The sequence below is a fragment of the Oceanobacillus sp. FSL W8-0428 genome (assembly GCF_038004405.1).
In the GTDB taxonomy this organism is placed as follows: Bacteria; Bacillota; Bacilli; order Bacillales; family Amphibacillaceae; genus Oceanobacillus; species Oceanobacillus sojae.
On sequence record NZ_JBBORB010000001.1, the window covers coordinates 3,287,118 to 3,311,288 of the forward strand.

General features: G+C 37.9%; 24 protein-coding genes. 16 read left to right on the forward strand and 8 right to left on the reverse strand.

The window, feature by feature from the left end:
• Together MKY30_RS15635 and MKY30_RS15640 are read right to left on the reverse strand one after the other, a co-directional pair.
• Positions 1 to 177 carry a hypothetical protein gene (locus tag MKY30_RS15635; protein WP_198048580.1) on the reverse strand — a complete coding sequence of 59 codons (177 nt, stop codon included), beginning with the start codon at positions 175 to 177 and terminating at the stop codon, positions 1 to 3.
• Positions 178 to 451: 274 nt separating this feature from the next.
• A complete protein-coding gene (locus tag MKY30_RS15640) occupies positions 452 to 790 on the reverse strand; it encodes a DUF4363 family protein (RefSeq protein ID WP_147208507.1) in 339 nt (112 codons plus the stop codon).
• 91 nt (positions 791 to 881) lie between these two features.
• Here MKY30_RS15640 and MKY30_RS15645 point away from each other — a divergent pair, with 91 nt between their 5' ends.
• Positions 882 to 1,742 carry a DUF421 domain-containing protein gene (locus tag MKY30_RS15645; RefSeq protein ID WP_341084673.1) on the forward strand — a complete coding sequence of 287 codons (861 nt, stop codon included), beginning with the start codon at positions 882 to 884 and terminating at the stop codon, positions 1,740 to 1,742.
• A gap of 378 nt (positions 1,743 to 2,120) precedes the next feature.
• On the opposite strand, the gene MKY30_RS15650 is transcribed toward MKY30_RS15645, so the two are convergent.
• Positions 2,121 to 2,285: a hypothetical protein gene (locus MKY30_RS15650; RefSeq protein WP_186813529.1), complete on the reverse strand. Its 165-nt coding sequence runs from the start codon at positions 2,283 to 2,285 to the stop codon at positions 2,121 to 2,123.
• A 150-nt stretch (positions 2,286 to 2,435) separates the two neighbouring features.
• On the opposite strand from MKY30_RS15650, the gene MKY30_RS15655 reads away from it, so the two are divergent.
• Entirely contained in the window at positions 2,436 to 3,434 is a 999-nt protein-coding gene (locus MKY30_RS15655) for an SDR family oxidoreductase (RefSeq protein WP_341084675.1), read from the forward strand.
• Positions 3,435 to 3,819: 385 nt separating this feature from the next.
• Here the strand turns inward: MKY30_RS15655 and MKY30_RS15660 are convergent, their stop codons facing one another.
• On the reverse strand, positions 3,820 to 3,972 hold the full coding sequence (locus MKY30_RS15660) for a hypothetical protein (RefSeq protein WP_186813528.1): 153 nt from the start codon (positions 3,970 to 3,972) through the stop codon (positions 3,820 to 3,822).
• A gap of 753 nt (positions 3,973 to 4,725) precedes the next feature.
• Between MKY30_RS15660 and MKY30_RS15665 the strand changes: the two genes are divergently transcribed.
• From MKY30_RS15665 to MKY30_RS15695, 7 genes are all read left to right on the forward strand, one after another.
• Positions 4,726 to 5,121, forward strand: a complete 396-nt coding sequence (locus tag MKY30_RS15665) for a DUF2642 domain-containing protein (RefSeq protein WP_341084678.1) — start codon at positions 4,726 to 4,728, stop codon at positions 5,119 to 5,121.
• Between the two features lie 13 nt (positions 5,122 to 5,134).
• Positions 5,135 to 5,347, forward strand: coding sequence for a hypothetical protein (locus MKY30_RS15670; RefSeq protein WP_147208496.1), 213 nt, complete (start codon positions 5,135 to 5,137; stop codon positions 5,345 to 5,347).
• 160 nt (positions 5,348 to 5,507) lie between these two features.
• On the forward strand, positions 5,508 to 6,659 hold the full coding sequence (gene sat / locus MKY30_RS15675) for a sulfate adenylyltransferase (RefSeq protein ID WP_341084679.1): 1,152 nt from the start codon (positions 5,508 to 5,510) through the stop codon (positions 6,657 to 6,659).
• Between the two features lie 68 nt (positions 6,660 to 6,727).
• Positions 6,728 to 8,506 carry an SLC13 family permease gene (locus tag MKY30_RS15680; RefSeq protein ID WP_341084682.1) on the forward strand — a complete coding sequence of 593 codons (1,779 nt, stop codon included), beginning with the start codon at positions 6,728 to 6,730 and terminating at the stop codon, positions 8,504 to 8,506.
• A 12-nt stretch (positions 8,507 to 8,518) separates the two neighbouring features.
• Positions 8,519 to 9,127 (forward strand): adenylyl-sulfate kinase, encoded by a 609-nt coding sequence (gene cysC, locus MKY30_RS15685; protein ID WP_341084684.1) that lies wholly within the window; start codon positions 8,519 to 8,521, stop codon positions 9,125 to 9,127.
• Positions 9,120 to 9,953, forward strand: coding sequence for a 3'(2'),5'-bisphosphate nucleotidase CysQ (gene cysQ / locus MKY30_RS15690; protein ID WP_341084685.1), 834 nt, complete (start codon positions 9,120 to 9,122; stop codon positions 9,951 to 9,953). The genes cysC and cysQ overlap by 8 nt, the downstream gene beginning before the upstream one ends.
• A 449-nt stretch (positions 9,954 to 10,402) precedes the next feature.
• Positions 10,403 to 11,395 carry a polysaccharide biosynthesis protein gene (locus MKY30_RS15695; RefSeq protein ID WP_147208482.1) on the forward strand — a complete coding sequence of 331 codons (993 nt, stop codon included), beginning with the start codon at positions 10,403 to 10,405 and terminating at the stop codon, positions 11,393 to 11,395.
• Between the two features lie 165 nt (positions 11,396 to 11,560).
• Here the strand turns inward: MKY30_RS15695 and MKY30_RS15700 are convergent, their stop codons facing one another.
• The 3 genes from MKY30_RS15700 to MKY30_RS15710 all read right to left on the reverse strand — a co-directional run bounded on the left by MKY30_RS15700 (position 11,561) and on the right by MKY30_RS15710 (position 14,440).
• Positions 11,561 to 12,487 carry a glycosyltransferase family protein gene (locus tag MKY30_RS15700; protein WP_147208479.1) on the reverse strand — a complete coding sequence of 309 codons (927 nt, stop codon included), beginning with the start codon at positions 12,485 to 12,487 and terminating at the stop codon, positions 11,561 to 11,563.
• A 66-nt stretch (positions 12,488 to 12,553) separates the two neighbouring features.
• Positions 12,554 to 13,291 (reverse strand): sulfotransferase domain-containing protein, encoded by a 738-nt coding sequence (locus MKY30_RS15705; protein ID WP_147208476.1) that lies wholly within the window; start codon positions 13,289 to 13,291, stop codon positions 12,554 to 12,556.
• Between the two features lie 6 nt (positions 13,292 to 13,297).
• Positions 13,298 to 14,440 carry a polysaccharide biosynthesis C-terminal domain-containing protein gene (locus MKY30_RS15710; protein WP_147208473.1) on the reverse strand — a complete coding sequence of 381 codons (1,143 nt, stop codon included), beginning with the start codon at positions 14,438 to 14,440 and terminating at the stop codon, positions 13,298 to 13,300.
• A gap of 163 nt (positions 14,441 to 14,603) precedes the next feature.
• Here MKY30_RS15710 and MKY30_RS15715 point away from each other — a divergent pair, with 163 nt between their 5' ends.
• On the forward strand, positions 14,604 to 15,704 hold the full coding sequence (locus tag MKY30_RS15715) for a glycosyltransferase family 61 protein (RefSeq protein ID WP_341084688.1): 1,101 nt from the start codon (positions 14,604 to 14,606) through the stop codon (positions 15,702 to 15,704).
• An 81-nt stretch (positions 15,705 to 15,785) separates the two neighbouring features.
• Here the strand turns inward: MKY30_RS15715 and MKY30_RS15720 are convergent, their stop codons facing one another.
• Positions 15,786 to 17,069 carry a glycosyltransferase family 2 protein gene (locus MKY30_RS15720; protein ID WP_341084689.1) on the reverse strand — a complete coding sequence of 428 codons (1,284 nt, stop codon included), beginning with the start codon at positions 17,067 to 17,069 and terminating at the stop codon, positions 15,786 to 15,788.
• A gap of 275 nt (positions 17,070 to 17,344) precedes the next feature.
• Here MKY30_RS15720 and MKY30_RS15725 point away from each other — a divergent pair, with 275 nt between their 5' ends.
• From MKY30_RS15725 to MKY30_RS15750, 6 genes are all read left to right on the forward strand, one after another.
• Complete coding sequence (locus MKY30_RS15725; protein ID WP_341084691.1) at positions 17,345 to 17,722, forward strand: hypothetical protein; 378 nt, start codon at positions 17,345 to 17,347, stop codon at positions 17,720 to 17,722.
• A 305-nt stretch (positions 17,723 to 18,027) separates the two neighbouring features.
• On the forward strand, positions 18,028 to 19,098 hold the full coding sequence (locus tag MKY30_RS15730) for a C45 family peptidase (protein ID WP_341084692.1): 1,071 nt from the start codon (positions 18,028 to 18,030) through the stop codon (positions 19,096 to 19,098).
• A 184-nt stretch (positions 19,099 to 19,282) separates the two neighbouring features.
• Positions 19,283 to 20,476, forward strand: a complete 1,194-nt coding sequence (locus MKY30_RS15735; protein ID WP_147208457.1) for a M20 metallopeptidase family protein — start codon at positions 19,283 to 19,285, stop codon at positions 20,474 to 20,476.
• A gap of 58 nt (positions 20,477 to 20,534) precedes the next feature.
• Positions 20,535 to 22,136 (forward strand): ABC transporter substrate-binding protein, encoded by a 1,602-nt coding sequence (locus MKY30_RS15740; RefSeq protein WP_156985518.1) that lies wholly within the window; start codon positions 20,535 to 20,537, stop codon positions 22,134 to 22,136.
• A gap of 164 nt (positions 22,137 to 22,300) precedes the next feature.
• Entirely contained in the window at positions 22,301 to 23,245 is a 945-nt protein-coding gene (locus MKY30_RS15745; RefSeq protein ID WP_341084695.1) for an ABC transporter permease, read from the forward strand.
• Positions 23,246 to 23,307: 62 nt separating this feature from the next.
• Entirely contained in the window at positions 23,308 to 24,159 is an 852-nt protein-coding gene (locus tag MKY30_RS15750) for an ABC transporter permease (RefSeq protein WP_147208447.1), read from the forward strand.
• Positions 24,160 to 24,171 lie beyond the last annotated feature (12 nt).

Consider the following 24,171-nt stretch of genomic DNA (forward strand, 5'->3'; position numbering starts at 1 on the left):
CTATTTACGGTTATTGCGTCGTTCGTTGTTGCGATTGTCATTTTCTTTGAAGGTATTTTCGTCAATAAACTCATTCTCATTTGCAAATTCCACGTTATTAATTTCTTGATTATGATTGTTCTCATTATTACGGTTTCTACGTTCATTGCGTTTAAAATTACGTTTATTGTTATCCATTGAAAACCCTCCCAGTATTCTGTATGAGGAAAACATTCATTTTTGGAGCCTTGCTTTAAGCAGTTGCTTCCATCGTAAATGCCATCCTCGAATTATATTTTATCCCTTTATCAAAAAATCACTCACTTTTTGATAAGCCATATTTTGTTATTTGAAAAAGTGATTACTTTAAACTCTAATTTTGCTGAATTCATATGAAAATTATGTTGATGTAAAAGATAAAAAATAAAATTCACCAAATCGTATATATAACCGTTTGCAATCCAATATTAACTTACAATGAATAAATTCCTTCGAAAATAGACTTAACCGTTGCAAGCTCCAGCCTGGTATTTAGCGAATCTTCTTCCTTAGCTGCTGCAATCAGATTACTGATGCTCTCATCCAATCCTTCATATTCATCTTCGTCACCTACCAGCTGGATTTTCCACTTATCCTTCTTGTACATTTTCTTTAATTCTTCAGCCTGAGATGCAACTTTACTCCATTCAGGTTGATCGATAGCCTGTTCAAGCTTATCAATTTGTTGAAAGAAATGATCACCGCCAACTAGATTGGAGCATCCTGAAAGTGTGATAAAAATAAGTGTAAAAATGATTATTATCTTCTTCATTTTAATCCCTTTCTGTTTTATGAATGGTTATACATAGATTGCCCCATAATACGAATATATTACGTATCTTAGAAAGGTTGGGAATTGGATAATGCCTGAGATTGTATTAATTCTAATCCGTTCAATAACTGCATTCTTTTTATTATTTTTAATGGCACGGATTATGGGAAAGAAGCAAATTTCACAGCTCACTTTTTTTGATTATTGTGTCGGAATCACTATCGGTTCCATAGCGGCAACTTTGTCTGTTGATCAAAACGTTAAAATAGTTAATGGATTAGTTTCATTAACCATTTGGGGATTTTTTCCGATTATTTTGGCATATCTAGGTTTGAAATCAATGCTTTTTTCAAAAATTACAGACGGGAAAGCAACTATAGTCATTCGAAATGGAGAAGTATTAGATAAAAATTTGAAAAAGAATTTGCTGACAATTAATGAATTATTAATGCTGTTAAGGGAGAAAGGGACATTTAAAGTTTCTGATGTGGAAATGGCTGTTTTAGAAACAAATGGTGAACTGAGTATTATGTTGAAAACGGATCAACAGCCAGTTACCCCGCAAACATTAGGGATTCCGCTGGAACAGGAGCATGGTCCGGCTGTCTTAATTATGGACGGAAAAATAATGAAAAAAAGCCTGGAGAATCTTGGTTACTCAGAGGAATGGCTCACAGGGGAAATACAAAAACAAGGAGCTGAAGATATAAAGGATGTATTTCTGGCTCAAATTGATTCGCGCGGCAGCATTTATGTGGATTTGTACGAGGATCAATATACAAAAACTATGATAGAAGAAAGGCCATTGTTAGCAGCTTCTCTTAAAAAAATACAAGCAGATTTGGAGGGATATTCCTTTCAGACAGATAACCCGGAGGCTAAGAAATTATATTCAGAGCAAGCAATGAAGGTTCAAAAAATACTGGATGTTATTTTACCGTATTTAAAGTAATAGAAGCAGGATTTTATTCAGATTTTGTTGCCGGGATATTTGCTGATCTGGTTATGTTCTTCTAACCTCACTCCAATCAGCTTACTTTATGACAGCGGATTTTGGATAATTTATCCATGATGAAGAGACAAAGAATAAATGGTGTTACGCATAGTCAGAATTCAGATTTGTAACACCATTTTACTTTTGAATAAACTGTTTTTTCAAGCTGATCAGTTCATTCATTAAGCTCTTTATATAGCATGTTTTCATTGTTACCAAATTGAAACGGACACATAGCTTAATAAAGACAAATAAGCCCCGACGCACTGTTGATTGCAGCCCGGGTTTTTTCAATATATTAGGTCATTAACTCATTGCTTCTGACGGTATGAAAGGTTAATCTATATCCGGATAAAAAGGCTCATATACAGGATCAGAGTAATATGGCGGTCTAATCTTAATTGTTGGTGTATTCCAGCTGTAACTCAAATAATGCATTTCCAGCTCTTCTTCATTATTTTCTAATAAACGTCTAACCTGAGGATAAAATTCAAATTTCAATTTAGTACCTCCTTTCATTAAAACAGGGCTTCATTCAGGGAGAGGCCTATGGTAAATCAATCTTAAACCATTACAACGGCATTTATGATGCTTATGCTTCACATATACAAAAGCCTAATCATAGTCTATGAAAGGGGAGGGAGAATCGTTATGAAGAATCAAAATAATGATCATAATCCATCGTTATCTGAAGAAGTATTGGAACAAATTAGGGTATATCAAAAATGGTTTGAAGAAAATAAAATAGAAGATCCTTATCCATATTACCCGATATACGGCAAAATTACCCAGTATGAAGAGGTACCTCTTACGCAACCGGAGCAAAGACAGCTCGTTCAGCCGGGGCTCGAAAGATTAATGGTGCCAAAACCGATTATTGAGAACCGAAACTATAAAGGAAGTGGAAAATTAAAGGAGAAAGTTGCATTAATAACCGGTGGAGACAGCGGAATGGGAGCTGCTGCGGCAATTGCTTTTGCAAAAGAAGGAGCTAACGTTGCAATTGCTTATTTAAATGAACACGAAGATGCCAATCGGACAAAAAGAAGGATAGAGGAGCTTGGCCAGGAATGCTTACTATTGCCGGGAGATCTCCGTGAAAAAAAACAGTGTGAACAAATTGTTTTGGAAACAATTGATAAATTTAATAAATTGGATATTTTATGTAACCATGTTGGCATTCAATTCCAGCAAAATGACGTAACTGAAATTACAGATGAACAATTTGATCAAACCTTTAAATTGAATATATATTCACATTTCTATACAACGAGGGCAGCATTGCCTCATTTAAAAGCGGGAAGTTCTATTATCGGAACGTCCTCTGTTGTCACTTATGCAGGAGAGCCTTTATTAATGGATTATGCAGCTACAAAAGGAGCCATTGTCGGATGGACGCGCTCTTTAGCAAAGAACATTGCCAAACGCCAGATTCGTGTGAATGCCATTGCTCCCGGCCGAATTTGGACACCGCTTATTCCAGCAAGTTTTTCTTCAGATGAAAATGCTTTGACTGGAGGGAATTTATTTGATCGCATGGCTCAACCTTTTGAAGTTGCGCCGACTTTTGTTTATTTAGCATCAGATGATTCCAGACATGTTACTGGTCAAGTGCTCCATGTGGACGGGGGAGAATCAACTAATTCTTAAAAGTTGTTTACAGTGGAGGGCAAAAATAACTTTCCTTCTTTGAAGCACAGTTTTTCAGTAATTCCTCTTTTTATTGACTCAAATAACAGTATTTTAACATTAATAGACATCAGCAAAAAATTTAGAAAGTGTCAGTAAAATTGTTTTAATCATTAATTATACGGGAGCATTTTGCCAAAATATTTATCACGATGTAACGATCTTGAAGAAGTGAGCAATCGCTGTTTCAAATCTTTTAGATGAGGGAAGGAATCGTTGTATTAACATCACATGGACTATTACCGTCAGCTAATGAAAAAATCAATTCAGGCGAGAGAGTGCAAATAGATGAATTCTCTGATTTGTAAAGCTGTCATATCTAAAATGAAGGCTTCATGGAGGCTGGTTATTGATTTCCTTTTCCGCCCCAATCGTTTCGTTGAGGATTTTCAAATGGTTTGTCTTGCTCCTGCTCATCTTGTACTGCACCACATCCGAATAACAAACCCGCAGAAATAATTAAAGTAATTACACATAAAGTTAACTTTTTTAATTTCATTGCTATCACCTCACTTAAGGAATAGATATTCCACCTTAGTGATTTCCTTTTATTTAAATCTTATGCTTAAAGGAAAGTCTTACAAAAATATTTAAATATCATAAAAACAGTATCTTCCCGCTTAAAAATGTGCGAAGTCACTGTTTTTTATTTTTTTATGACTTTTGTCCAGCCCTTTGTTTTAAGAAAACGATATTTTAATGAATGTGTACAATCTTACTAATTAAAAAAGCATAAATTATTTTATATCTAAATGAAAGGAGTGTTAGTTATAACTTCAAGTTGACGTTTTTCTGATAATGTTTATTCCTCTAAACACGAATCTTATTATTAAGAAGGAAAAAGCTTTCATGACAATGCATCGAGATTTGAAAACATTACAAATGTGATAGTTATTATAGCAACCAGGACTCTAAATATTAGGACAAACACTGGGGTAATAACGTACAAAATGATGTCACTGCAGCACAATATCGAGGTGGGTCGATCTAATTTTCATAAGTTTCCTTGGAATGAATTATTATTAAATTTTCAGAATACGTCGAAATACCACGCGTGGATACGCAAATAACGGATTCCTTGCACAGCAGTACCTTGAAGGCGATTGCGCCAGTTCGGGTATGGGCTCTAAAAGGAATAAATGACAAGAGAATTAGCTGTTGATAAGGTACAGTTAATTTCTTAGTTGTTTTGTGGGTTTTCTAATTAAATAAAGAAGGCCTTAAAAAACATCATGGAAAGGAATGAACAAGCTTGGCTAATTTAACAGATCGTCAAAGAAAGCTATTGAATTTGTTAAACGAAATGTCACAAAACTTAGTTACGTCCAACAACGCCAATAGTGTGAATAATGACAGCACGCTAAGTCATAATTTTTCTCTGAATTTACCTGGATTCAGTTTAGATGGCGGTCAAAATTTAAATTTAAGTTTAGGTAAATGGGGAGGCGGAGGAGCTCCTGGTACACCAACGACCATTAGAGAGGTCCTGTTGAGTTTAGTAAACGAACAAGTGCAGGTCACTACTCCTTTTGACACAATATCCGGAACACTGCTTGCAGTACAGGACGACTATATTGTGATTATTGAAGCTTCTGGCTCACAAGTATTGGTTCGAATTGAAAAAATTGAATTTGTCAGTAATTCGTAAAGGAGGAGTTTAAATGTTTGCAGCAAAGTTTACTGCGGAGCTGGCTAACCGGATTGGTTCAAGAGTTGAAGTAGCAACAGATAATAATTTAATTGAAGGTATCCTCTCAACAGTTACTGCAGATCTGGCCCTGGTTATTGATGTATCAAGCGGTTACGGAGGCAATGTCAAAATATATATTTCAGTAGATGCTATCAACTTTGTCCGCTTTCCTGTAGCAGCGTAAAAAAGAAGGATAAAAGATACCCTGGCTTGATAGCCGGGGTATTCTATTATGAAACGCGTATAAAAATCATTTATGACATGAAATGGAATCATGCATGGTTCCTTCCTATGCAGCTGTCCAATATATCACTTCATGAAAACTGAAATCAGGAGGTTGTTTTATGGTTAATCAACCATATGGCGGAAAATTAATCTGCCGTGAACTAACTGGAAAGAAAAGAGAGGAAGCGATCAGGGATGCTGAAAAGCTTCCATCACTATCTGTGAATTCCTGGGTGCTCTCTGATTTGGAACTGATTGGAATAGGAGGATTTAGTCCGCTGACAGGATTTATGGGCCGGTCTGATTACGAATATGTTATTGAGCGTACACGCCTTGCGGATGGCACAATCTGGAGTATACCGATTACACTGCCGGTAACAGAAGAACAGGCTAAAAACCTTAATATTGGTGAACAAATTGCCCTTAGAGGAACAGACGGTATTATTTATGGGACAATCACCATGGAAGAAAAGTATGCTTACGATAAAAAGAAGGAAGCGGTAAATATCTATGGAACAAATGACGCAGCTCATCCTGGTGTGAAGAAAGTTTATGAGAAAGGAAATATATACCTTGGCGGACCTGTTACACTGCTTCGACGTCCTGATCATAATCCATTTGCAGCATACTATATGGATCCGGCTGAAACGCGGCAAATGTTTGCAGACTTAGACTGGAAAACCATCGTCGGTTTCCAGACCCGCAACCCTGTTCACCGTGCTCATGAACACATTCAAAAGACTGCTCTTGAGGCGGTGGATGGATTGCTGTTGAATCCACTTGTTGGTGAAACAAAGTCTGATGATATTCCTGCCGATGTCCGTATGGAAAGCTATGAAGTAATTTTGAAAAACTACTATGTGACAAATCGTGTTCGCCTCGTCATTTATCCCGCAGCAATGCGTTATGCAGGACCGAAAGAAGCTATACTGCATGCCATTGTACGCAAAAATTATGGCTGTACCCATTTCATCGTAGGGCGTGATCATGCTGGTGTCGGGGATTATTATGGCACGTACGATGCTCAAGAACTGATTGGACAATATGAAGAAGAACTCGGCATTCAAATTTTCAAATTTGAACATGCGTTTTACTGTAAATCCTGTGAAAATATGGCGACCGCAAAAACATGTCCGCATGGGGAGGAAAACCATGTCCATTTAAGCGGCACAAAGGTGCGTGAAATGCTTCGGAACGGTAAGCGTCCTCCAAAAGAATTTTCACGGCCGGAGGTTGCCGATGTACTGATAAAAGGAATGAAGAAAAAATAATAAATGCTGTTCGAAAAGAGTTGTACTTTTGCTTTTTGAACATGTACTAAAAGAGGATCTGATAACCTATGACGTTGGAAATGATATTTGTTTTGATTTTACTTCTGACTATGTTTGCTGTTCTGATTCTCGAAGCTGCCCGGCCAGACGTGGTTATTTTCTCAGTGCTGATTATTTTGATGCTCTCTGGCATATTGACAGTTGATGAAGCATTGAGTGGTTTTTCCAATGAAGGGATGCTGACAGTTGCGTTATTGTTTATCGTTGCAGGAGTTGTACAGAAGAGCGGTTTGATTAATCAAATGATGAACAAATGGCTGAAGAACAGCCGATCGCCCAGAGGTTCTATGATGCGATTCTTTGTGCCTACATCTGCAATTTCAGCTTTTTTGAATAATACACCGATTGTTGTGACTCTTACGCCAATTATTAAAAAATGGTGTGAAGATCGCGGAATTGCTCCTTCCAAATTCTTAATTCCATTATCTTATGCCACCATTTTAGGCGGAATGATCACGTTAATGGGGACATCCACGAACCTCGTTATTCATGGATTACTGCTGGACTTTGGGCTGGAGGGTTTTTCATTATTCACTTTAACTGCAGTTGGTATTCCTGTCACTTTAATCGGGCTCATTTATTTATTTACTATCGGATATAAATTGCTGCCGGATAATAAAGGCTTCAGTCAGAGAGTGGAAGAAGAGCCTAAAGAATATATTGCTGAAATACAGGTGACAGAAGAATTTGGGCAGCTTGGCAAAAGTGTTGAGCAAGCAGGTCTCCGTGATTTGAAAGGACTTTATTTGATTGAGATTATCCGTGGAAACGAGAGGATATCACCGGTCAGATCCACAACTGTTATTCAAAGTGGAGACCGCCTGATTTTTACCGGATTGATTTCAACCATTGCTGACTTGCAAAAGATGAAAGGTCTGAAATTGGAAACAGGAACAACTATTGGCCTTGATGATCTTAAGGATGGATCCATCAATCTGGTGGATGCTGTTGTATCAGATCAATCATCACTTTTATCTAAGTCAATTAAACAGTTGCGGTTTCGTTCACGATATGATGCGGGCGTCATTGCAGTACACCGGAATAACGAACGTATTAAGGGCAAGATTGGGGATATCGTTTTGAAGCCTGGAGATTCATTATTGCTTTTAGCAGGTACCGATTTTATTGGAAAATATGACCGGTCAAATGATTTTTTTGTCGTGTCACCATTGGATATCCCGCCATCGCTGAAGCAGAGTGTGAAGAAAGGCTGGTTTTCTATCATTATGCTGCTCGGCATGATTGGAACAGTTACTCTTGGATGGCTTAGTATGTTTAAAGCGATGGCACTCGCAATATTGGTATTTTTGGCTGTAAAAATTATTACACCTCAAGATGCCAAGAAATATATTCATTTTAACGTTTTATTGTTGATTGCCAGTTCATTTGGAATAGGCACAGCAATGAGAAAAACGGGACTGGCGGAATGGGGCGCAAATATGCTGTTGAATTTTGGTAAGCCGTTAGGATTGCTAGCCATTTTGTTTATGATTTATCTTTTGACAAATTTATTTACGGAGATTCTCAGCAATAGTACAGCAGCTGTTATAGTACTGCCGCTTGGAGTTGAAATAGCACAAACACTTCATGTCGATCCAATGGGAATAGCTGTCCTTATTGCAATAGCCGCTTCAGCAAGCTTTATTACACCAATTGGTTACCAGACAAACTTAATTGTATATGGACCTGGCGGCTACAGGTTTATAGATTATGTAAAAGTAGGTCTTCCGCTGAGTCTAATAGTAATGGTGACGGCTGTTTTGATTATCTATCATATATGGTTTTAGGAGGGGAAATTTATGGATGAGCCAGAAAATATTAAATGGCATCACTCGAAAGTAGCGAAAGAGCAGAGGAGGGATTTGAATAATCATAAGAGCGCTGTGGTGTGGTTTACCGGACTGTCTGGTTCGGGCAAATCTACTATTTCAGTTGAGCTGGAAAAAGAACTGCATCAGTTGGGAATCCGAACTTACCATTTGGATGGAGACAACGTCCGGCACGGCTTGAATAAAGATCTTGGCTTTGGTCCGGATGACCGTAAAGAAAATATCCGCCGTATCGGAGAAGTATCCAAGCTGATGGTAGAAGCCGGGCTGCTTACATTGGCAGCCTTCATCTCACCGTACTGTGCCGATCGTGATGAGATACGTAAAATGATGGAAAACGGTGAATTTATTGAGGTATTTGTAGATGCAAGTATAGAGACATGTAAATCACGTGATCCAAAAGGGCTCTATAAAAAAGTACGTGCTGGTGAGATTACAGGGTTTACTGGAATTGATGCACCATATGAAGCACCGGTGAACCCGGAAATTACAGTGAATACTGATCAAAAGAGCGTTGAGGAATCGGTCCAGACAATCATGTCCTATTTGAAAACGAAAGGGTACCTTATTAATGATTAATGTGAGTTTAAAAACGATGCTGGATATATCACTGGAAGCGGGTCGGGAGATTCTGGATATTTATGATAACGATTATTCAATTGAGACAAAATCAGACGGTTCATTACTGACTGAAGCTGATCGATGTTCACATCAAATCATTGTCGAACGGCTTCAAGGTGTGTATGAAGAGGTTCCGATTTTAAGTGAAGAAGGAAGTGAAATTCCGTATACCCAACGCCAACATTGGTCTAGGCTTTTCCTGGTGGATCCACTCGACGGCACAAAAGAATTCATCAGGAAAAACGGAGAATTTACAGTGAATATCGCATTGGTTGAAGAGGGCTATCCTGTAGTTGGTGTCATTTATGCACCAGCGCTTGATGTGTTTTATTTTGGACAGTCCGGTCTGGGAGCATTTAAATTAGATGCAGCATCATATGCAGATCCAGCTGATGATAAAGCACTGATTGAACAAAGTGTGCAGCTGCCGATTGCTGATGCGGGCAACAGTGTAAATGTAATTGCGAGCCGATCTCATATGTCAGAAGAAACGAAAGTTTTTATTGAAGAACTTCGCAATCACCATGCGGTCGATGTAATATCCACCGGAAGCTCTCTGAAGTTCTGTCTTGTGGCAGAAGGAAAAGCCGATTACTATCCGCGCTATGCTCCGACAATGGAATGGGACACAGCAGCAGGCCAGGCGATTGTTGAAGCTGCCGGCGGAACAATGTTGCGGTATAAGGATCATGAGCGCTTTTATTATAATCGGGAAAATTTGAAAAATGGCTGGTTTTTAGTGAAGCGTGAAACTGATTCGCAAATTTTATCGCGATGTGACTGATTGTAGGACTTCTACTTTAAGAAAAGAAAGCTGATTCATTATAAAATCTCTGAAGTTTGATAGTCTTGTTAATCTTACTAATTGATATTTGTTATGGTTTGGCATTTTTTAATGACTGGTCGTTTTGTGCAGTATTCACAGCTTCTTGTAATACTTCATCCAAAAAGACAACACATTTGGACTCGCAGCAATTGCCTCTTTTACCTTTATTTAAACGACTATCATGTACCGTCTATTAGTTTTTTCATAAATTGAGGTATAACCTATTTGAATGTAATGATGTCAGTCGCCAAACAGGTAGTAAACGAAGGAATTCGGGGATCTGTTTGAGGAGAGTTCCTGTCATCCAAGCCATCAGCTATGTTCGAATGCATCTATTAGAGGATGCACGCGAACTATTAGCCTGATGATATAAATAATAGGCATTATTCCTGGAGGAGTGTTTAAATGTGTTTCAAAATACCACAATATTAATTACTGGAGGAACAGGCTCCTGGGGCCATGAACTCGTTAAAAAACTGCTTTCCTTCCAGCCGAAGGAAATAAGAATTTTTTCCCGTAATGAATTCGCTCAGGTGAAAATGAAAAGAGAGTTTTCAAATCATCCTTGCTTGAAATTTGTGATTGGGGATGTAAGAGATTTTGAAGCAGTAAATGAAGCGGCAAAAAATGTTGATTATGTATTCCATCTTTCTGCACTGAAACATGTACCAATATGTGAAGAACAGCCATTAGAAGCGTTAAAAACCAATGTAAACGGAACAGAGAATATTATCAAAGCAAGTTTAAACCAAAAGGTGAAGAAAGTCATTGATGTTTCCACAGATAAAGCAGTTGAACCAATCAACTTTTATGGACTGACGAAAGCGATCGGAGAAAAACTAATCATTCAGGCTGATCAATTAAGCAATCATACACGTTTTGTCTGTATCCGTGGAGGTAATGTTATTGGGACAAATGGCAGTGTCATTCCGTTTTTTAAAGAACAGATTGCTGCTCATCATGCAGTCCCACTTACATCCAGAGAAATGACACGCTTTTTCCTGACGGTTTCTCAAGCCATTGATTTACTGATATATGCATCTGAAAAAGCAGTTGGCGGAGAAATATTTGTTATGAAAATGAAAGCATGCCGGATTGTCGATTTAATAGGTGTTTTGGAAAAGCATTTTGCTAAAAAAGCAATCAGTATAAATGAGATTGGCATCCGCCCAGGAGAGAAAATTCATGAGGTATTAGTGTCAAATGCCGAATCCCGGAATGCTTACAAATTTGATGAAAATTACTATGTTATTTTACCTGATAATGTTTCTGAAGAGGTAAAGAACAAGTATGAAAAGTTACCAAAGGTTGCTTTTACACGATACCAATCCGATGATGAATTAATGGCAGCCAATGACATTGAACAAATTCTTAAGAAAGCAGATATTATCACAAAGTAAGCCTTTTTAGCAGTAATCCGTAAAGAGGCCCAAAAAGGATTGAAAGTATCCAATAAAACACTGATTTTAGGAATAGGTCTGGGACAACCCCCAGAAAATCAAAAATAGTGAGTCTCCATTTGCAGGGGATTCACTATTTTTTTACTGAAATTTTTGAACATCCTCTTATATAACAATTGTTATCTGTTGTACTAATTCGTTTGCCCGATGCGCGGTTGAATGATGATTGTGAACAAAACGGCAGCCGGCTTCGGTAATTTTTTCCCGTTCTTTTGTATTTTTAAGATAGTACGCAGCTCTTTCTGGAAAATTATCTGCATTTATATCCACAAAATGCTCTCCCGGTATCAAACCAATCTCCTCAAGTTCCGGTAAGGCAGGGGCCATCAGTAATGTACGGCACGCCGGCACCTCAAAATATTTGAAAGTCACCACCTGGCGTATGGAGCCGCATGCAAAAAACAGTTTTGCCTGATTAATGGCCTGAGCATAGTTTTCTCCAATTAATGCTGTATTTGCGTCTTCACCTGCAAAATCTTGCCACCCGGGATGAGGATGGTTGAAAAATCCGGGAGTATTCTTATAATGCTGTAATATTTTTTCTCTCAATGGATAGATTTGCTGGAACGAAACTTCTCCAAGCATCATTAAATCTATCTTTTTTTCATTACCATAGTCTTTAAAGATAGAGGTATTAGCAAATTGAGGGAGGAAAAACACCTGATTATGTCTTTGCTGGGGATAATGATGGTAAAAATTATGCTGGCATATGACAAAGAATGTTTGAATCTTACTACGCATGATATATCTTCTTCTCTGCTCTACAAAGCGATGGGCGTCATTTACCATCAGGCCTGCAGGAATGCCAATATCAGCCAGACCGGTGACGACAGGGGCAAATGTTTTACCAACATCATTTATTATTAAAATGAAATCCGGTTTTTCAGGAAGTTTATACAATATTTTTTTGATAGGACCGGATTTACGGGAAATCATCAAATTTGTCACCTTTGCCAGTTCCTGCTCTAAGACAGCATAGTTACTGTTAGTAAAATGAGAAGTATCTGCTGCAATCAGTAGTAATTTTAGCATTGGATTTTCACACCTTTCTGAAATAAAAACGCCTTCTTGAAACAGAAGGCGTCTCCATAGAGCTTTTTAATTATATCCGAGCCTTGATAAAGTTTTAGCAAAAGTTTGATTGATTTGCTGCTGCTGGTCGTTGCTTAAAACAGATTTCCATTTATTTGCCTTGCCCTCTCTTACAAATGGAAGTGCAGGATTGACTAACTGCGAAGGACCATTTAAATGTTCCTTTTGCTTCTGCTCCAATGCTTTCATATTATCAAAAGAAGCCCAATGGACAGCTTCGTTAATTTCCTGCTCTGATCTATTTAAGTTTAAGAAGTTTATCAATCTTTTTGCTTCTGTTGCAGTGTCTGCAAGAAGATCTTCATATTTCACAAGCAGGAAACCATTTCTGACTTCATCCTGATTATCCAGCCAGCTTTCTACTTGAGCGTCCCACATACCGGGATCGATATCACCATTCATAAAGGCTGTAAAAAATGCATCGAATTGACGGCTTTCATTATAATATTTCTGGAAGTGATGATGATATGAAATAACGACATCCCTTGGATCCCTTACCAGGTAGATAACTTTGGGATAGGATGTGTCATAACCATTGTGGCTCCATACAAGATGCGGCGAAGGTAAGTTTTCAATTGGTTCGCTTGCCACATTTTGAATCATTTCGCCTTTTGTAGCCCAGTCCATTTTTTTTCGATATAACAGCGCAGTGACGAGAAATAATAAGAAGTTGTTACCGGATTTTGGATAGGCAACAAGACAAATATCGTCTTCCTGGCATGTATATGTTTTATTTGTTGACATGAGGTATCATCCTTTCTTTTCATCAGCTTCATTCGGCTGAACATCCAGATAGATGGTATCCGGGTTATCCGGATCAAACAATTCATTTGCCCAAAACATAACAATTATTTCACCGTCTGTTACGTTTTCAATCGAATGTGTGTATCCTGGAGGGATGTCTACTATTTCAATATTCTGATCTGAAACCTGATAGTTAATTAATTTTTCAGAATCAATTTCCCTTAATTTAATGGCTGCTTTTCCTTTGAGAACACAAAATTTCTCTACCTTTGTATGGTGATAATGGTTTCCTCTTACAACGCCCCCGCGTGATGTTGATATAAAAATCTGCCCTGCCTGATGCGATTTAATTAATTCCACTAAACTGCCTCTTTCGTCCTCATGAACAGGTAATTTATAAGAAAAGTTATTAGCATCTAAATAAGATAAATAGGTCGTATACAGATATTTTGTTAATTTATCGGACAGGTCAGGTATAATCAGTGATTCCCGTACTTTCTTTATTTCGTAAAGCTTTTGGGCCACCTCGCCTACTGTTGTATGGAAGGTCTGATTGATAGTATAATAGAAAGATTTTTCCTGCTTTTTCTGTTCAAGACAATTGATGAAACTATCTATTACATCATCAATATATACGAGCTCAAGCATTTTATCCGCATCATGGATTTCAATATCTTTATCATGGGAAATTTCCTGGCAAAAGGTAGCCACAACCGAATTATAATGTGGTCTGCACCACTTGCCGAAGACGCCTGGTAAACGGTAAATGCACACATCTGCACCGGTCTTCATATTATAAGCTTTAAGAACATCTTCCGCAGCTTTTTTACTCAAACCATAAGGATTATTATGCTCAGCCTGAGTGGATGAGGTGAAAACAATTTTTGGTGTTTTATGATGATCTATTAAATAGCTGACTATGGATTCCGTAAGTCCTCTATTAACACTTTCAAATTCATCCTTATTTTGTGGTCTGTTTACTCCCGCTAAATGGTAGATGATATCCGTATCGTTTAAATACTCATGCAGTAATGACAGGTCATCCCCATGACGATATTGTTTGAGCTTGACTCCTTTTTCTCTGAGCAGTCTATCAACCAGATTCTTGCCGATAAATCCGCCTGCACCGGTTACGGTTACGTTTATCATGTTATGAACCTCCAGTTTCTATTACCCATGTTTGTACGCAATCGGTGTGAATAGACGATTGTTCAACACCTTTGAATACTTTTCTACATATTATGGAGTATCCGGCGAAATGTGAAAAAATAGGGCATAGGCAAGGTTGTTAATTGAAAAAGGGGATGTATATATGTCAGATTTATATACTCATACAAAGGATTGGATTGAAAAAGAAACGCCAAAAGCGGGTATACATGATGCTTACAAAGAATTCTATACTGATGAAACAGTAACATATACACTTCCCAAAGGGGATCTGCCGGAATGGGTTGATTGGGTAAAACCGCCAAAGTTTGGAGAGACTCACAAGTTTGATAAATCCTATGTGGCGAAGATAGAAAAAGGGAGCATATGGATGTGCGATAAAGGGGAAGGTATGATTTATACACTGGCATCTGACCAGACTTACTTTCGCGATATGGTTTTTCATTTAAATTGGAATTATTTTGAGAAGATTGCAGTTAGAACTATTCCTTCTGCTTCCTCTTTTAAAGGAACACTGGGGGTTCTTGCCTGGGCGGGGCACACTAATTATTGGCATTGGCTCCATGATACATTGGGACGCTATCATTTACTGCAGCTCAGCGGATTTGAGATAGATAAATATGTTCTGCCTCCTTTAACATTGCCATTTCAGCGTGAAACGATTAACATGCTTGGAATCCCTGAGGATAAAATCTTACAACTCACGCCGGGAAAACATGTGAAAGCTGACCAATTGGTTTTGCCATCGGTGCCGTTTAATACAGGAACCTGTGTGAAATGGACAATTGAATTCCTGCGTAGCTCATTTTTGAAGGAAAATCGCAATGTAACCGCCAATCACTATGATCGAATCTATATCAGCCGTGAAGATGCTTCGTGGAGAAAAGTTGCCAATGAAGGAAAACTCATGGAGCTATTAACTAAGAAAGGATTTAAAAAAATTGTATTAAGTACCTTAACTGTGGAGGACCAAATTAATATTTTTGCTTCAGCAAAGGTAATTATAAGTACAAACGGTGCCGGGTTCGCCAATTTAATGTTCTGTCAGCCTGGAACAAAAATCATTCAGTTATTCACATCTACGTCGGACGAATTCGTAAAAATTGGACAATATCTGGATTTGGATTATCGTTTTTTGAAGTGCAGAAAGGCTAACCCTGTATCTACAAAGCATGAAGTCATCCAAAACCTTGTAGTGGATGTGAAAAAAATATCGGAGATCCTGGAGAAGGAAGGGATAGATTAGTCTGGATTATTTCAAAAATTCAGGTGCTCAAAGAAGCATCTGAATTTTTGAAAATGGGATAGTGTACAGCAGCATTATTATTTATGGTTCCTTAATTGATTTCAAGAATTCATTCCATTCCGGACGATTAGTTTTGGTGATACTCTCCTTATGTTCTCGTACATTATATACTGTAAAGTCATGATATTGGAAACGGCCATACTTGATTAGCTGATTTAACACACTGACATCTTCATAAAGCCTTCCATCTTTAAATGCAATCACGGGAAAGCCGCCGATTTTTTTTAAAGCAGAAGTAAGGTATATTCTTGGACCCAGGGGAAGGCGATAGGAGAGTATGTCCGCTTTACCATTGATAATTTTCCCTTTGGCTATGCCTTTAAAAAGAATATCCTCTTTTAATTGCTTCCACTTTCGAAGATTCCCGTATAGTACAGCTGTATGCAGAGGGAGGTCAGCCAAGAGTTCTTTGATAACAGAAACAGCATCAGGATCCAGCCAATCGTCAGCGTCAAGTTCTAAGATGAAATCAGATGTAACGTAAGGTAATAAATGATTTAAAGCGATTGCCTTTCCCTCGTTCTCTTTTTCAAAAATCCTCACCAGGTTTCCATCGCCCCACCGGTTAAGTCGATTTGAAGAGTTATCAGTTGATCCGTCATTTATAATTAGTACCTGTTCCGGCAGTTCATTCTGAAGCAGGCAAGATGCAATTGCTGTTTCTACATATTGCTCCATATTAAAGTTCGAAATGAGAATAGAGAGGCTGAGATTTGTCGTTTTGATTTTATTCAACTGATACTTCTGCATAAATTTTTGTTTTTCCAGTGTTGTGGCAGAGCTGTTCCTTCTTGACTGCAACACCAGACCTTCTTTACAGAGCTTCTCTGAACTTGATTTATCGGAAAGCCAGGCAGGAAGAAGAGCCTCCTTAAACGGGAGCTGGGAGTTTAACAGGAATTGCTGCTTTTTAAGAAAAGTGGCAGACACAAGCAATGGGCGTTGAACAGTAATGTTTCGATTATGAAAGGTGGTTGTTAAAAATGAATCTGATTGAATAAGGTGAAGGGAACGGGCTTGAATAGCAGGAGAAAGATAATCTGTATCATGAAGAAATAATACATAGGAACTGTTGATTTTTTGGATTATATCATTCAATGTTTTCCCGGGGTCATTTTCTTTTACTATAATCGATTGAATTTGTTTAAAATGAGTATAGTCAGAAGCTATTGTTAAAGACATATCCTTTCCATGGAGAACAATAACAGAATGTAATCTGGAGTCGATCCTTTTTAAAGATTCTAAAGCTTTATGAATTGCTGCCGCATCAGGATAAAGAATGAGAATCGCAGTAATATCCTTCAATAGAATGCCTCCGTTCTTTTATAATGTTTCTATTTATATATATGAAGTCATTCTATTTTTATCCGGAACGGTGAATCTTTCATTAAATATTTTTGATAATTGATCTGAAAAGGTTCATACAACCATTTTTCATTTCTTCGTTTCAGATAATACCGAGGTAACATATATTATTATATCTTGTGTATTGGTGGTGTAGATATGATAAAAGTAAGCCTTTGTATGATTGTAAAAAATGAAGAAAAGGGTCAGAAAAATTTAAAAAACTGAAAGGAGAGTTGGATGGTTCGATAGATTCTGTTTCGATGCTGTATCATATTGCTTTTGATGAATTTGGTAACCGGGCTTTCAGTTATCGGAGGAATTGTCTGGTAAAACGTGACAGGAACTTTAAATGGATTGGACCGGTTCATGAGTATTTAGAGGTGTCTGGAAATATTATTTCATCAGATATTTCTGTAACACACCGTCAGTCTGAGAAATCTGTTGTGAATACAGCAAATGACCGTAATTTAATAATTTATGAAAAAAGATCGGAGAGGGAAGAAGAATTCAGCCTCAGAGACTTATTTTATTATGCAAATGAATTAAAAGATCACGGATTGTATCAGAAGTCGGTTATTTATTATAGATATTGCAAACAGAAGCATTTGTGAAAAAACACAGTCTTCCAAACCAATATATTCTTTCACGCAGAGTCGGTGAAGCCCCATTACTATACTTTTTTTATTCGTGTGAAATGGGTTAAAAATATATAGCAGAACACGGAACAGACTGGAAGAAGGAATACGGAAATAGTATTAACATGTAGTAATTAGAAGCCAGGCTTTTTAATCGGCTGGGATGTTTTCGGAAGATAATAAAATAAGCAAAATCATTTCTTTTCCTGATTATGCTCTGTACACTTAATGTATATAGAAATGAGACTTATGAATGACTGAAGTGTGAGAGGGGAGTCAGATTGAAAAAAATATCAACAAATGTCATTCAATTTCGGGGAACACATTATGAATTCGGTTATCATCAAGGTACTTTAGTGAAAAATCAAATCTTATTAAAGAATCGCGCCAATCAATGGAAGGTAAGAAAACCTTTATTTTCTATTGATATCAATGAAACAAAACGGATTTCTCAAGAAATAGCTCCAGCAATATGGGAGGAGTTATCTGGTTTTGCAGAAGCGCTTGAATGGCCGATGGAGAGAGTTTTGCTGGAATTCGGAGGATATCGGGTTAAATTGAATCGTTCAGGGTGTTCGATTTTAACGGGAAAGGATTATTTGATCCGTAATTATGATTATCATCCTAAAACATATGATGGTTTTTATTCGGTGTTTCAGCCCACAGATTCAGGCTATGCAGTGACAGGCGTTACGCAGAAAGTAACGGGAAGATGTGACGGCATGAACGAAAAAGGCCTGGCGATGGGATATACTTTTATGCATCGTAAACGTCCGGGAGATGGATTTATTTGCAGCATGATTGGAAGAATAATTTTAGAAACATGTGCCGATATCAATGAGGCTGTTGCGTTACTAAAGAATATTCCGCATCGCGGTTCATTTAGTTATGTATTACTTGATAAAAATAATACGGAGTCAATCATTGTAGAAGCTTCACCCAGAAATGTTGGGGTAAGGAAGGGAGCTGCATGTACGAATCATTTTCAAATCATGAAGGAAGAAAATCGCCATTATCTGAAGGATTCTAAAAGACGATTGGAAATCATGGAAAGCAATCGAGCAAATTCACTTCATGGAGAGGAAGCATTTCAATTGTTAAATGGTACAGAAAATGGTGTGTTTTCTAATCTTTATGGACAATGGGCAGGAACGATACATACTTCTGGGTATTTTCCATCCAAACTCGAAGCATGGCTTGCTATCGGTGGGGACCAGCAGCCAGTGAAATTTAACTTTGCATCTTGGCTGAAAGAGAATAATTTTCCAATTTCAGAAGTTACAGGGGTAATTAATACAGAGATTCCATTCGCGCATATGGAAAAAGCTGATTGGTATAAGGGAAATAAATAGATTTTAAGAAGAAGTTTTGTCTTTTTAGGCACAACTTCTTCTTTTTTTCATATAATCTTTCTAAACCTAGTTGACAACTAGGAATAATGAGTTTAAACTAATATAAAATTTCACCAATTTAGTTATTTAAAAAAGTGAAGATAAACAGACATATAAAACTGGAAAGCAAGTGAGGGATGGGAGAATGAGTAATATTAAAGAAAAAACAATTGATTCCATTTTTGAGGAAATTGATCATTCATTTGAGGAAGTAAGAGGCTGGAGAAGATACATGCATCAGCATCCTGAATTATCTTTTCAGGAAGTACATACAGCAGCGTACATTGAAGAAAAATTAAAAAGCTTTGGACTAGAGGTTCAAAAAAACATTGGCGGTCATGGTTTAATTACTGTTTTGGAAGGTAAAGAGCCCGGAAAGAAAATTGCATTGCGAGCAGATTTTGATGCTCTGCCGATTGATGATGAAAAAGAAACTTCATATAAGTCTACCAATCCGGGGGTAATGCATGCTTGCGGGCATGATGGGCATACAGCTGCTCTCTTAGGTGTAGCGAAAGTAATCAGTAAATATAAAGAAAAATTAAGAGGTAGCATTGTATTCGTCTTTCAGCCAGCTGAGGAAACTCCGCCGGGCGGAGCTAAATTTATGATTGAAGAAGGAATTCTAGACGATGTGGATTATGTTTTTGGAGCACATCTGGCTTCAGATATTCCTGTTGGAAAAGTAGGCGTAGGAGAAGGCTATCAAATGGCAGCGGTAGATAAATTTGCTATCGATGTTAAAGGTCATGGCGGTCATGGGGCCCGCCCGCATCAGACTACGGACTCACTTGTGATTGGAACAAGTATTGTAGAAGCTTTACAAAAAATTGTCAGCCGTCAAATTGATCCATTGAAATCAGCAGTACTTACAATCGGTGTTTTTCAAGCAGGAAATGCGTTTAATGTAATTCCGGACACTGCCCATATTGAAGGAACTGTCCGTACTTTCGATCCTACGGTTCGGGATAAAGTAGAAACAGAAATTCGTTCCATTTTAGACGGGATTACAAGTGCATTTCACGCAACTTATCAACTGGATTACCTAAGAGGATATCCAGCGTTATTTAATCATAAGGAAGAAACAGATTTAGCCAGAGAGCTTTTTAAAGAAGCTTTTGAAGAAAAGAATGTCGTAGAATTTTCACCAACCATGGGAGCAGAAGACTTTTCTTATTTTCTGGAAGCAAAACCTGGAACTTACTTCCGTGTCGGATCACAAAACGAGGATGAAGCAACACATTATCCACACCATCATCCGAGATTTGATATTGATGAACGTTCGTTAGTTAATATTGAAAAATCGTTTGTGTCCATTATCAGCCATTATTTATTTTAAAATGAAACCCAATAGCCGAGTAGTAAAATAATTATTCAACAACGAGGAGAAATGCAGAATGAAGAAGCGGTTTACTTTATTATTAATTTTAATTTTTACAATATTCATTTTAGCTGCCTGTGGAAATCAAGAACAGTCAGCAGGTGGAGCAGGAGATAGTAATGAGCCGGCAGGGGATCCTGTGGAAGGTGGAACATTGACGATTGCATATCCTTCTGAACCGGATACACTTGATTGGATGTCGACAGGAGCAACACCTACCCGAGATATTGCCTGGCATATTTTTGAACCATTACTTGCCTTGGATAATGATTATCAGGTACAACCGATGATTGCAGAAGATTTTACAGTTAGCGATGATGAAACACTTTATACGATTACGTTAAGGGATGATGTGAAATTTCATGATGGTTCTGATGTAACAGTAGACGATGTGATTGCATCTTTAGATAGATGGAGAACTGTTTCATCGGTTGGAAAAGAGTCTGATAGATTCATTGAATCCGTTACAGCGGTAGATGATAAAACAATTGAAATTCAATTGACAGAAGTATATAACGCATTTTTATCTGATATGGCCGCACCGAAAAATGCTTTGATGATTATTCCTGAAGAAATTGCAGAAGAAGCTGGAGAACAGCCATTAACACCGGAACAATTAATAGGAACAGGTCCTTACCAATTTGATAATTGGAGTCGTGGCAGTGAAATTGTTCTAACTAAATTTGAAGATTATGCTGCGCGTGATGAAACCGATTTAGGAGGATTGACAGGGGAAAAGGTCGCTTATTTTGATAAGCTGGATTTTCAGATTGTAAAAGATCCACAGGTTGCAATTAACGGTATTAAAACAGACTTGTATGATTATGCTTTATCAATTCCAAATGATTTATATGACGTTGTAGAAACAGATCCTTCGATTGATCCAGTAAGCTATATCAATGGATATTCTACGATTACACCGGATAAATCGGAGCCGCCGTTTGATGATATTAAAGTGAGAGAAGCTTTAAATCTTGCATTAGACAAAGAAGCAATTGCAGAAGCAACTTATGGAAACAGTGATTTTTATTCCTTTGATGGGGCACTGTTTGATCCAGAGCAGACGAAGCTTTATTCTGAGGAAGGTACAGAGAATTATTTAAATTTTGATCCGGAACAGGCAAAGGAATTATTAGCGGAATCTGATTATAATGGAGAGTCACTTAAAATAATGCATTCTAATGACTCAGAGACTTATAAAAGAATTTCACAGATAATGAAGCAGCAGTTAGAGGAAGTAGGATTTACGATTGAAATTGTACCGCTAGAATGGGCGACATATTTAGAACAGTGGTCTGATCCGGCAAATTGGGATATTGTAGTTGTCGGCTGGTCAACACGATTCTCTCCAAATGAACTGGGTATGCTTGTCAATGACACCAATAGCAGCGGCTGGTATGACAGCGAGCGCTGGAGAGGATTAATTGATGACTGGGCTGTCGCTTCTGACGACGAAGCCAGATTAGATATTTTGTCAGAAATGAATGAAACTGTTTGGGAAGAGCTTCCGTTTATTAAAGTGGCTAATGAAACAAGGCTTGATATTAAAGGAGAACAGGTTCAATTAGAAGAAACATGGGTTGGACCAAGATTCTGGGGAGCCTGGAAGAATCAATAAATAAAAGGATTAAGAAGCCATGTTCATCCGTTATGCTGATATGGCTTCTTTTTCTATTAAATTTGAACACGTATTTAAACTGATAAAATATTACTATGCTGGCACCAGAAGCATCGGCTTATCAGGAGCCGCTATGGTAAAACAGCAAATGAGGTGAATGAGGTTTGTTACAATATACAATTCGTCGGCTTCTATCTATTATTCCAGTCATGCTAGTGGTGAGTATTATTGTTTTTATGATTGTCCATCTAACTCCCGGAAATCCGGCTTACTTGATTCTGGGAGAGGATAGCTCAGCAGAGGCTGTCCAACAGCTGGAGGAACAACTTGGGTTGAACCAGCCAATAGTTGTCCAATTTTTTGACTGGGTGACAAATGTTTTTAAGGGAGACCTGGGAGAGTCTGTTTATTCTTCCGAACCGGTTCTATCTATTATATTGGATCGAATTGGACCTACCTTCAGCGTGATGTTGATTTCTATGATTTTTACGTTAGTTATTGCTATACCAATTGCGATTTTTGTAGTCTGGAAAAGGCAGACTGTTTTAGATCCGCTATTTATCTCAGCGTCTTTATTAGGTGCATCTATTCCAGAATTCTGGTTTGCTATGTTATTAGTATTAGGACTGGGAGTCAGTATCCCGATTTTTCCGGTAGCAGGTTATATACCAATTGCAGAAGGATTTCTGCTTTGGCTGCATCATTTAATCCTGCCGGCTTTTGTTCTAGCAACAGTAGAAATAGGTTTAATATCGAGAATGCTGCGTGACGGAATGTTAGAGGCAGTAAATCAGGATTATACGAAAACAGCCCGGGCGAAGGGAATAAAAGAGAGTGTTGTACTGATGAAGCATGTTTTTGCTAATGCTTTAATCCCGACAACTACCGTTATTGGTGTAACGATTGCAGGATTGTTAGGCGGGACAGTTATTATTGAGACGATATTTACCATACCAGGAATTGGGCAGCTGCTCATTGATTCGATTCACCGGAGAGATTACCCGGTAATACAAGGCGTTGTTTTATTTATTGCTGTTATTTATGTCGTTATCAATTTACTGGTTGATTTGCTTTATGGTCTGCTTGACCCGAGAATCCGTTATGATTGAGGCGGAAGTGCAGCACCATTTATGAGATTGATTTACTCTATTGAGAAAAAGGAGATATCCCTATGCTGAAGAAAAAAAGAAATCTTGTTGCTCTTTCTATACTGTTATTATTGACAATTGCAACAATAACAGCTGATGTCTGGCTGCCTGTTTCTCCTGGTTTTATAGATGCTGCGCAGCGGCTGCTTCCTCCATCCGGGACATTCTGGTTTGGTACTGACCATTTTGGAAGAGATGTTTTTGCATTAACTGTGGTAGCAGCAAGAGTCTCTCTGACTGTCGGTTTTACAGTTGCAGTATTAGCAACCATTCTGGGAACAATCACAGGCTTAATCGCTGGTTATTATAAAAAAGCAGATTTTATTATTATGCGCGTTATTGACGGTATGCTTGCCTTTCCTTCTTTACTTCTTGCATTGGCGCTTGTTGCAGCATTGGGAGGAAGTGTAACAAATATTATTATTGCATTAACTTTTTCGTTTTGGCCGGTAATGACACGTATTGTACGGTCAGCTGTTCTGCAAATAAATTCGGTTCAGTATATTGAAGCGGCAAAAACTTCAGGAGTCAGTGATCCGGTAGTTATATCGAAATATGTTTTACCGAATGTTTTGTCTCCTATTATAGTTCAGGGAACGTTTATCTTTGCGAAAGCCATTCTTGCAGAAGCGGCGTTAAGCTTTTTAGGTGTTGGGGTAGACCCATCAACGCCAACCTGGGGAAATATGCTTCAGGAATCACAAATTTATATTTCCATCGCACCGTGGATTTCCATTTTTCCAGGATTGGCAATTGTTGTTACAGTACTTGCCTTAAATATGCTTGGCGACGGATTACGTGATTCTTTCGATCCACATGCAAGAAAAAACAAAAAAAGAAAGCAGCACTTTGTTAAAACGAAAATAGCATCTTAAGAGAAGGGGCGG